The organism is Mesorhizobium sp. M7A.F.Ca.CA.002.05.1.1, from assembly GCF_003998335.1.
GTDB lineage: Bacteria > Pseudomonadota > Alphaproteobacteria > Rhizobiales > Rhizobiaceae > Mesorhizobium.
In genome coordinates, this window is record NZ_RZQI01000130.1 from 1 (window position 1) to 10,128 (window position 10,128).

Annotated in this window: 7 protein-coding genes and 1 tRNA gene; 1 reads left to right on the forward strand and 7 read right to left on the reverse strand. The window is 62.3% G+C overall.

The genetic code is table 11. The features are described from left to right. Positions 1 to 107: 107 nt before the first annotated feature. From EN939_RS09420 to EN939_RS09450, 7 genes are all read right to left on the reverse strand, one after another. Positions 108 to 1,475 carry an IS1182 family transposase gene (locus EN939_RS09420; protein WP_127267801.1) on the reverse strand — a complete coding sequence of 456 codons (1,368 nt, stop codon included), beginning with the start codon at positions 1,473 to 1,475 and terminating at the stop codon, positions 108 to 110. Positions 1,476 to 1,572: 97 nt separating this feature from the next. Then, on the reverse strand, positions 1,573 to 2,820 hold the full coding sequence (locus tag EN939_RS09425; protein WP_127267802.1) for an OmpP1/FadL family transporter: 1,248 nt from the start codon (positions 2,818 to 2,820) through the stop codon (positions 1,573 to 1,575). Positions 2,821 to 3,178: 358 nt separating this feature from the next. Next, a complete protein-coding gene (locus EN939_RS09430) occupies positions 3,179 to 5,962 on the reverse strand; it encodes a valine--tRNA ligase (protein WP_127267803.1) in 2,784 nt (927 codons plus the stop codon). Between the two features lie 220 nt (positions 5,963 to 6,182). Continuing rightward, entirely contained in the window at positions 6,183 to 7,007 is an 825-nt protein-coding gene (locus tag EN939_RS09435; RefSeq protein ID WP_127267804.1) for a PopZ family protein, read from the reverse strand. A gap of 205 nt (positions 7,008 to 7,212) precedes the next feature. Beyond that, on the reverse strand, positions 7,213 to 8,604 hold the full coding sequence (locus tag EN939_RS09440; RefSeq protein WP_127267805.1) for a TolC family outer membrane protein: 1,392 nt from the start codon (positions 8,602 to 8,604) through the stop codon (positions 7,213 to 7,215). A 181-nt stretch (positions 8,605 to 8,785) separates the two neighbouring features. Further along, entirely contained in the window at positions 8,786 to 9,454 is a 669-nt protein-coding gene (locus EN939_RS09445; RefSeq protein WP_127267806.1) for a protein-L-isoaspartate O-methyltransferase family protein, read from the reverse strand. Positions 9,455 to 9,544: 90 nt separating this feature from the next. Further along, positions 9,545 to 9,618: transfer RNA gene (locus EN939_RS09450), tRNA-Cys, on the reverse strand. Between the two features lie 221 nt (positions 9,619 to 9,839). Here EN939_RS09450 and EN939_RS09455 point away from each other — a divergent pair. Next, a complete protein-coding gene (locus tag EN939_RS09455; RefSeq protein ID WP_127267807.1) occupies positions 9,840 to 10,043 on the forward strand; it encodes a hypothetical protein in 204 nt (67 codons plus the stop codon). The last annotated feature ends 85 nt before the right edge of the window (positions 10,044 to 10,128 follow it).

Below are 10,128 nucleotides of genomic sequence, written 5' to 3' on the forward strand. Positions count from 1 at the left end.
TTCAGACTGCTGACAAACCCCGTCGATTTTCGGCGGGGTTTTTTGTTATGTGATTGAAGTGTCTTGGACTGTTTGTGTCAGGAGATTTTGACAAGAGGCATTGAGCCTCATGCGCGGGCCGGCTTGGGTTTCGGGCACAGGCAAAGGGCGATCTTTTTGATGTTCTGGGCGGCGGCGGCGATCAGGCACTGGCAGGCGACCTTGGTGAGACTTCGGAACCGCGCATAGCGGTGACCATGCAGTTGCTTGGCGTCGGCGAAGGAGCGCTCGACGGTCTCCTTGCGGCGGCGGTAGATAGCCTTGCCCCATGCGGTCAGCCGGTTGGCGTCGGTGCGCTCCTTCGCATCGGCCCAGGCATGGCGGATGATGGTGCGTTGGGCCTTGGCATTGCTGGTGCAGGAGGCAAGCAGCGGGCAGTCGCGGCAGATAGCCGGGTCACTCTTGTAGTGGCGGTAGCCATTGCGGTCGGTGGTGGCGTAGGCCAGCATCTGGCCCTGTAGGCAGCGATAGCCATCAGCCGCCGGCTCATGGGTGAAGGAGGACGGACCCATCATGCCGGGCTTGGGCGGTCTGGGGCGACGATAACCGGTGACACCGCGGATTGCCCGATCCTCCAGTCCTTTGGCGATGCCTGCCGTGGCATAGCCGGCGTCCAGCCCGACGGCGCCGACATCAAAGCCGAAGCGCTGCACCTGCCGATCGAGCCTCGACAGGTAGACGGTCGAATCGTGGACGATCGCCGTCGTGTGCGTGTCGGTGATGATGGCGTGCGCCGCATCCACCGTGCGATGGTCGAGATAGAAAAAGCCCTTCGGCTTGCCCTCGCGCACCATGTAGCCGCTGTCGGGGTCGGTGCGCGAGACCTTGGTCTCCTTAACCGCAGGCCGCCGCTCCTTCTGCTTCAGCGGCTTCTGGCCATGCAGCGCCCGTTCGGTGTCGATCGCACGATCGAGGTCGGCCCAATAGTCGGCCCGCGACTTGGCGATCATGGCAAGATCGTATTTGCCCTTGTTGGCGTTGGCCTTCAGATGGGTGGAGTCGGTGTACAGCACCGTGCCGTCGACCAAGCCCGCCCGGATCGCCTGCTCAACAATGCGGTCGAAGATCGCCTGCGACACGCTGGTGTCGTCGTAACGACGCCGCCGGTTCTGGCTCAACGTCGAGGCGTCGAACACCTTGTCCGTCAGCTTCAGTCGCAGGAACCAACGATAGGCGACATTGACCTCGATCTCGCGCACCAGCTGCCGCTCCGAGCGAACGCCAAACAGGTAGCCGATGAACAGCGCCTTGAACATCAAGGTCGGGTCGAGTGGCGGGCGGCCATTGTCGGGGCAATACAGCGGCGCGGTCAGATCGTGGACGAAGGTGAAATCGATCACACGGTCGATCTTGCGCAAAAGGTGATCGGCAGGAACCAACTGATCCAGCGTCACCATCTCGAGCGCGGTCTGTTCAGGGGCGGGTCGCTTCAACATGACCCAGTGAATCAAAAACCCCCAGCAAATGCCAGGGGTTTGTCAGCAGTCTGAAAGGCCGGGTAATCCCTGGCCTTTTGTTATAATTGTCAGAGACTTAGAACTTGATCTTAAGGCCACCTGAAATCGCCGTGACCAGATCGTTGCCGAAGTCGTAGCTGACATCCGTGCCGGCGACGTATCCGTTCTCACCAGCCAACGCTCCAGAATGGCCGCTGGTCAGCACCCCAACCGCGCCGGCCAGACGCACTTCGATGTTCGGCTTGGGCGTAAAGGCGACGCCGCCGCCCAGTGTCCAGGTATCGGTCTGCGAGCCATAGCCATGCGACGTGCCGCGATCCCAGGAAAGCTGGCCGGCAGCACTCCACTGATCGTTGAACTTGTGGCCAATGCCGCCGGTAACTGTCCAGCCGTCACGATACATCAGGTCCAGCGAGGTGATCTGGCCCGAATGGAGAGCATCACCAGTGACGCATGCCCCTGCGGGGGTACCTACGACGCAAATCGGAACGCTCTGCAGCAGGCTCCAATTGACCCACTTGAGCGAACCGAAGGCGAGCCAGCCTGGCGCAATGCCTGACTGCAATTTCAATTCGACTGTATCCGGCATGTATTGCGTTGAGCCGTAGATCGGAAGCACCACGCTGCCAACATGCGTCAAATCCAGCGTGCCCGAGATATTGTCGAGCTTGACCCGCGAATTGTAGACGAGGCTGGCGCGCAGTGCGATCTCGGGGATTTCATAGGCCAGGCCGGCGCGCCAGCCCCAGCCGGTCCCCTTGAGATCGACACGCCCGGTACCCTGGAAATCCGGCACCAGCGGCGATATCAGGTCCTGCTTGAAGCCATAGACTTCCTGGTAGTAGACGCCGCCGATGAAGCGAACCTGGCCTTTGCCGGCGTCCATCTTGTAGGAGCAGGTTGTGGCGTAGTTGTTGCTTTTGATGTCGGTTTCCATGTTGGACTGGGCACCGGCCCAAAGACCCGGATTTGTGTGCGCACCCCAAGGCTGGGAATAGTCGAACATACAGTCGACACCCTGGACGATCTGCGCCTTGACGCCGATCCGCGGCACCCAATAGCTCTCGCTGTCCTTCGCCGTGCTGCCCAGAGGCGTCAAATCGCCGTCGAGCGGGTTGGTGTCCACCGCATTCTTGAGCTTGCGTTGCGGCATCACATAGGTCGATTCGGCTTCGGTCGCGAACGGAGCCGGATCGAACAGCAAATCGATATCGTAACCGCCGCGCTCCAGGCCGCCGGCATGTGCCGGATTCATCGCCGTCCCGATCAAAGCCAGCGAAAAGCAGCCCGCCCCCAGCAGCGCCTTCAGTCGCAGAATAGTCATGAAATGTCCTCCCCGAATTCGAGTGCATCAAGCTAGAACCAATTCAGGTTAACGGTGCAACAACGAATTCGCGGGCGTACATGTACACATTGGCCAGGCGCATTTTCGAGGAAATGCAACCTAGTGCGGCAAAGCCGAAAAATGGTCTGTGAAGGCTGAGCGGCTCTCAAAAAACAGAGAGAACCATCCAAAAAGGCTCGAAAACAGGCCTTTTTGGGGCTCCAGGAGCCCCATTGTTACATTATGGCAACAATGGGGCTAAAACTTCCGTTTACGTCAATATTAACGCAACGGCATCCAGATTTTCGACGCGAAAAACCAGCACTTTAGAGAGGGCTAAAGTCTCGCGAATCTATCCTCAACCGGCGTCGCGAACCCTGGCCAACGCGACCGACAGCTTGTCCTGCGCATCGCGGTATTCAGCGAGCTTTTCACGCTCGGCATCGACGATCTCGGCCGGCGCGCTGGCGACGAACCTCTCGTTCGACAGCTTCTTGTGCAGCCGCGCGATCTCCTCGGTCACCTTGGCCAATTCCTTCTGCAGCCGTGCTGCCTCGGCGACAAGGTCGATCAGGCTGCCAAGCGGCAGGCAGATCGTCGCCTCGTTGAGCACGATCTGCGCCGAACCCTTGGGCGCGACATCGGCAAGCGAGATGTCGCCGACCCGCGCCAGCCGCTTGATCGCCGATTCTTCGCGGACAAGCCGTTCGCGTGTCACAGCGTTGGCGCCGACCACGACGAGCGGTGCAATGGCTGCCGGCGGCACGTTCATCTCCGAGCGCACCGAGCGGATGCCGGAGACGAGATCGACCAGCCAATTGATGTCGGCTGCAGCCTCGGCGTCTTCGAAGTCCGGCGACGGCCACGCGGCGTGGCACAGCAGCGAGGGGCGTTGCTTGCCTTCGTCGGCGGTCTGTGCCCACAGTTCCTCGGTCATGAACGGCATCATCGGATGCAGCAGCTTGTAGATCTCGTCGAGCACGAAGGCGACGCAGGCTCGGCTTTCGGCTTTGGCCGCCTCGTCGGTGCCCATGAACACCGGCTTCAGCAATTCCAGATACCAGTCGCAGAACAGGTTCCAGACGAAGCGGTAGGCGGCACCCGCCGCCTCGTTGAAGCGGTATGAGGTGATGCCGTCGGTGATCTCGCGCGCCGCGCGCGTCAGCTCGGTCAGGATCCAGCGGTTGACCGCCAGCCTGGCGTCGTTCAGCCAGAAATCGTCATTGCGCGCGACCTCGTTCATTTCGGCAAAACGCGTCGCGTTCCACAGCTTGGTGCCGAAATTGCGATAGCCGGCGATGCGCGCCGGATCGAGCTTCACGTCACGGCCTTGCGCCGCCATCACCGTCAGGGTGAAGCGCAGCGCGTCGGCGCCGTATTCGTCGATAAGGTCGAGCGGATCGATGACGTTGCCTTTCGACTTCGACATCTTCTGCCCGTTCTTGTCGCGCACCAGCGCATGGACATAGACGGTGTGGAACGGCTCCTCGTCCATGAAGTGCAGGCCCATCATCATCATGCGGGCGACCCAGAAGAAGATGATGTCGAAGCCTGTCACCAGCACGTCGGTCTGGTAGTAGGTCTTCAGCTCGGGCGTCTCGTCCGGCCATCCCAGCGTCGAAAACGGCCACAGCGCCGATGAGAACCAGGTGTCCAGCACATCCTCGTCGCGGGTCAGGATCTCGCCCGGCTTGAAGTTCTCCAGCTTGGCCTCGACCCAGGCCTTCCACGGTCCTTCCAGCGCCAGATAAAATTCGATCGCGGCGCTCAGCGCCTCTTCCTCGGTCTTCTCGACGAAGACGCGCCCGTCCGGCCCGTACCAGGCCGGGATCTGATGACCCCACCACAGCTGGCGCGAGATGCACCAGGGCTGGATGTTCTCCATCCAGTCGAAATAGGTCTTTTCCCAGTTCTTCGGCACGAAGTTCGTGCGACCTTCGCGCACGGAAGCGATTGCCGGCTTGGCCAGTTCCGCCGCATTGGCATACAACTGCTCGGTCAGGAACGGCTCGATCGGCACGCCGCCGCGATCGCCATGCGGCACCGCGTGGCGATGCGGCTCGACCTTTTCGAGGAAGCCGCCCTCTTCCATCAGTTCGACGATCTTCTTGCGCGCGACGAAGCGATCGAGGCCATCGAGTTCGTCCCAGACAAGCTGGCGCTCCGGCGTCACCTCGAGACCGGCAAGGAAATCCTCATTGTTCCTGAGGCTCACCGCCGCCTCCGTGGTCAGGATATTGATCGCCGGCAGCTTGTGGCGCTTGCCGACCTCGAAGTCGTTGAAGTCATGCGCCGGCGTGATCTTGACCGCGCCCGAACCCTTTTCCGGATCGGAATACTCGTCCGCCACCACGGGAATCCTGCGACCGACGATTGGCAGGACGATGTTCTTGCCCACCAGATGCCGGAATCGCTCGTCGTCAGGGTGCACGGCGACGGCCGTATCGCCCAGCATCGTCTCCGGGCGCGTCGTCGCCACGGTGATGAAGGTTGTTGGGTTTTCCGGGTCGAAGACCTGGCCCTCGATGGGATAGCGGAAGTGCCAGAGATTGCCATTGACCTCCTGCTGCTCGACCTCGAGATCGGAGATCGCGGTGAGCAGCTTGGGGTCCCAGTTCACAAGGCGCTTGTCCTTGTAGATCAGCCCTTCCTTGTAGAGCGTGACGAACACTTCGAGCACGGCTTTGGACAGGCCTTCGTCCATGGTGAAGCGTTCGCGTGACCAGTCGGCCGAGGCGCCCAGCCGCTTCAGCTGGTTGAAGATGGCGCCGCCGGATTCGGCCTTCCACTCCCACACTTTCTCGATAAACTGCTCGCGGGTCAGGTCGCGGCGATGGATCTGCTTTTCCATCAGCTGCCGCTCGACAACCATCTGCGTGGCAATACCGGCATGGTCCATGCCCGGCTGCCACAGGACGTTCTTGCCGCGCATTCGCTCGAAGCGCACCAATATATCCTGCAGCGTGTTGTTGAGCGCGTGGCCCATATGCAGCGAGCCGGTAACGTTCGGCGGCGGGATGACGATCGTAAATGCTTCCGCCCCCTCCTCGGCGCCGGCACCGGCGCGAAACGCGTCGGCCTCTTCCCAGACTTTGGCGATCTTCGGCTCGACGGTTTTGGCGTCGTAGGTCTTTTCAAGCATGGGAAAATGGTCCGCGCTGTCGGGAGTTTTGCTGGTCCGGTGTAAATCGGAAGGTTTTGGCCAAGTCAACCGCAAGGGCTGTCTCGGACCCTCACAACCAGATAGGCGCGGCCTTGGTCATTTCAACGGAAAGCGATCCGCCGTCCTGCCAACAAACTGACCTCACCAAAAGAAACGGCGCCACGAAGGCGCCGTTTCCTCTAGCAATCGGCATGGGGAGCTACTGCGCCCCGCGCGCCACGCGCTCGATCTCCTCGCGCACCAGTCTTTCGACCAGTGTCGGCAGATTGTTGTCCAGCCAATCCTGCAGCATCGGCCGCAGCATCTCTTCGGCCATCTCGTCGAATGTCTTCTTGCTGCGGCTGGCAAACGCATCGGAAAGCTCGCCAAAGGCAGCCGCGACCTGACGGCCGGTATGCTCGGAAACGATCGCCGGACGCGGCGCGTCGCTGGCCGCCACCGGCCGCACCACGCTTGCATCCGGACGAGACGGCTCGGGTTCGACGGCTACTTTCGCGGTCGGTTCGTCCCTTGGAGTCTCCACGGACGGCTGGGCAGCCGTCTTGCGTGCCTCGCTCCGGTCCGACACCGCCCTCGCCTGCTCACCGACCGCGGCGATCTCACGACGCCAATCGGCGATGGAAGCGTCGGCGACAGGACGCGATCCCGGCGATTCAACCGTGATTGGCTCGGCGGCGACGCGGGCGCTAACTTCGGCAAGTGTCATCGATGGCTTTGCCGGGCTGGGATCGGGGCGCGCAGGCGTTTCCATGCGCGCGACCACCGGCTCGGCCGCCGGCAACTGTGCCTGGACTTCCGCCAGCGTGACCGGCTTCCTGCCTTCGGGGGCGGCATGCAGGTCGGCACGGAATGCTTCCACGTCGGGGGCCGCATAGGCGCTCGACGCGCGCTCCAGATCCTGGCTCAGCTCATCGGCGTCGCCCGGCTGCTTGCGGCCGCCGTCACTGTCCTCGATGATCCGCCTGATGGAAGCCAGTATCTCTTCCATGGAAGGTTCGCGCTGTGCGCTGCTTGCCGTTGCCATCGTCACATCCGCCGCCTTTGTGACCCCTGTGGGTTTCCGCTCCGGCAGAGCCGGATCGAATCATGGCGACAGCGTAACCGACGGATCGCCGCACGAGAATCCCCAATCTGGGGACTTGTGGGATTTCAACAGATTAGCGCGATCTGAACCCGAGTGCGAAAGATCCTGCTCAAACGGGGAACACGGCCAGTCCTGGCCGAACGCCTCAGCGGCCGTCCGGCGTGCGCAGGCCGTACCACTTGTCCTTGACCGCGTTGTAATGCTCTTCAGGCTTGTACTTCGCTACCTGCAAGCCAAGGCGGTCCACGGACAGACGGCCGGTCGCCTGCAGGATGGCGTAGCTCGCCACCACCACATCATGTTCGTAACCGGCCTGGTTGATCTGGGCGGTGATGACCGTCGCCTGTGCGTTGAGGACGTCGAGCGTGGTGCGCTGGCCGACATTGCGTTCTTCGATGACACCGTTCAGTGCCAGCTTCGCGGCCTCGATCACTTGCCTGTTGGCCGTCAGCTGCTGCTGCGCGGCGGTATACTCGGTCCAGGCGGCGGTGACGGCCTGGCGTACCTGGTCGCGGCTGACGTCGACCTGGATGCGGGCCTGGCTGAGTGATTCCTTGTTCTGGCGCACGATCGCCGAGGTGCGGCCACCCGAATAGATCGGGATCGTCAGCGTTGCCCCGACACTGGCCGAATTGGTCGTGCCATCCTGCGAACCGACGCCTGGCAAAGGCGAGGTATTGCGATAGGCGCTCGAAACGCCGGCGGAAGCCGACAGCTGCGGCAACAGCGCGCCTTCGGCCGACTTCACCGAAAACGCGGCGGCGTCGACCAGATGCTGCGTGGCAAGGATGGCCGGATGCTCGTTCGAGGCCACCCCGACGGCGGCGGCGAGGCTCGACGGCAACAGCTTTGCCACCGGCGAAGCGCCCTTGAGCTTGCCCGGCTCGTCGCCGACGATCTGGCGATAGAGCGCCGCACTTGCCAGCGCCTGCGCCCGGGCAGCACTCAGCGATGCCACCGCGGCGGCGCGTGAAGCGTCGGCCTGCGCGACATCGGTGCGCGTGCCTTCACCAACCTCGAAACGCGAACGCGCCGCGCGCGCCGTCTCGGTCAGGAACTGCAGGTTCTGCTCGGTCAGCACGGCGACCTGCCGGTCGCGAATCACGTTCATATAGGCCTGGGCCGCGCTGAACAGGATACCCTCTTCGGTGTTGCGCAGGCTTTCGACCGAAGCCCGGACCTGCGCTTCGGCGGCAGCGACATTGTTCCTGGTCTGAAAGCCGTCGAACAGCGTCTGGTCGATCTGGACGCCAAAATTGCCGGTGGTCAGCCGCACGCTTGAATTGGTGCCGTTGAGATGGCTGCTCGAATAATCGATATTCGCCGAGCCGGTGACAACCGGACGGTAGCCCGACTTGGCGATGGCGACGCCCTCGTCGGTGACGCGAACGCCAGCGCGGGATGCATTCAGCGAAGAATTGTACTGGTAGGCCTTCGCAAGCGCGCGGGAGATGGTTTCGGCTGAAGCGGCCAGTGGGGACAGCATGGTCGCCGAGACGAGAACGGCGGTGAAAAGTGACTTGCGAAAAGACGGCACGGTTAAACCCTCATTCGTTTTCCATGGGAACCGCGCCGCGCCTGCTTCTCTCATTGATCAGCCGGCGCCGCGTGTTCGATGTTCCCTGCTGCTCACCCCAAAGTGCCCCCAGTTTGGCATCAGCAGCGATCGTTCAAATGCAAGCGACCATGACAAAGCCTCTGCTGCAAGGCCAAATCATTCAGAATTCGAAAGCACGAATGCGTTCAAACCCCGGTAGTGGCTTAATTGCCGCATTAAATGCCCGTCTTCCGGTTACAACCCCCCCGGCCTTGAAAAAGAGACGAGCCACGCCGGAATTGCCCTGCCCTTCGACGGCGACAAGGCGGCCGCCCTCGGCGAGCTGGTCCAGCAGCGTCACAGGGACTTCCGCGACGCTGCCGCCGACAAGGATGACGTCATAAGGCGCCTGGGCGGCATGCCCTTGCGGCAGCGCACCCTGGACGACGGTCACATTGCCGCAGCCCAGCGACGAAAGCGTCGATCTGGCGGTTTCCGCCAGCGCCGAATCACTCTCAAGCGCCACCACGGACCTGGCCAGCCGCGACAGGATGGCCGAGGCGTAGCCGGTTCCGCAACCGACATCGAGCGCCGAATCGGTCGGATTGATCTCGGCCAGTTGGATAAGCTTGGCCAACGGGGATGCTTCCATCAGGTAGCGTGCGCCGTCCGCGCCGGCGGCAATGCGGATGTCCTCGTCGATATAGGCGAGATCGCGCTGGGCGGCGCCGACAAACATCTCTCTTGGGATGACAAGCATTGCATCAAGCAGCGGCGCGCTGGTCACATCGGTGGTGCGGACCTGGCCGTCGACCATCTTGACGCGTAGTTCGGAGAAATCAGCGCTCATGTCCCAACCAATCCGCTTGCCGCGCCAGAACCGCGGTCCATTGTGTCAGGAACTTCAGGCCCCTGCGCTGCCGCGCGGGGGCCCGGGCATTGGAGGCCTCGCCCGGAATCGAACCGGGGTGCAAGGATTTGCAGTCCTCTGCGTAACCACTCCGCCACGAGGCCTCATTGCTCCCGGCGTTCCACCCGGTTCCAATAGGTTGCGGCGAAAATGCCGTCAAGCGGCCACCGTGCATTCCGAACGGTTTCCTCGCGTCAGTCCGGACGGCATCCGGCAAATCGTCGGACCGGGCCTGACCGCTCCATTAGCGGACAATTAAGCATAGCCTGCCCGGAGGAGAAACTCATCGGCGGCCCGTGCGTTGGACATGGCAGGAGGAAGAGCCATGCGCCGGACAATGGCAGCAAATACGAGTGCCTCGTCCGGCCTGTCCCTGCTACAATGCGGAGAGCTTCTGCATTACGCAATCGACCGTCTGTCCATCGAAGGTGCGGACAGCCTGTCGCCGCACGACAGGGCAAGGCTTGCCTCGGCCGCGGCGATTCTCAAGCAGATCCATGAGGCACTGGAAGAACACGCCGCCCGTTGAACACCCACCCTGCGCTATCGGCGGTCAATCGGGCCGGCGACGCCGTTCCCACCAGACGACAAAGCGACGCCGGTGACGGCGAACC

What these genes read in the sequence shown, in the direction of transcription:
- EN939_RS09420 (WP_127267801.1), bottom strand. Translation starts at nt 1,475, where the DNA reads ATGTTGAAGCGACCCGCCCCTGAACAGACCGCGCTCGAGATGGTGACG.
- EN939_RS09425 (WP_127267802.1), bottom strand. Translation starts at nt 2,820, where the DNA reads ATGACTATTCTGCGACTGAAGGCGCTGCTGGGGGCGGGCTGCTTTTCG.
- EN939_RS09430 (WP_127267803.1), bottom strand. Translation starts at nt 5,962, where the DNA reads ATGCTTGAAAAGACCTACGACGCCAAAACCGTCGAGCCGAAGATCGCC.
- EN939_RS09435 (WP_127267804.1), bottom strand. Translation starts at nt 7,007, where the DNA reads ATGGCAACGGCAAGCAGCGCACAGCGCGAACCTTCCATGGAAGAGATA.
- EN939_RS09445 (WP_127267806.1), bottom strand. Translation starts at nt 9,454, where the DNA reads ATGAGCGCTGATTTCTCCGAACTACGCGTCAAGATGGTCGACGGCCAG.
- EN939_RS09455 (WP_127267807.1), top strand. Translation starts at nt 9,840, where the DNA reads ATGCGCCGGACAATGGCAGCAAATACGAGTGCCTCGTCCGGCCTGTCC.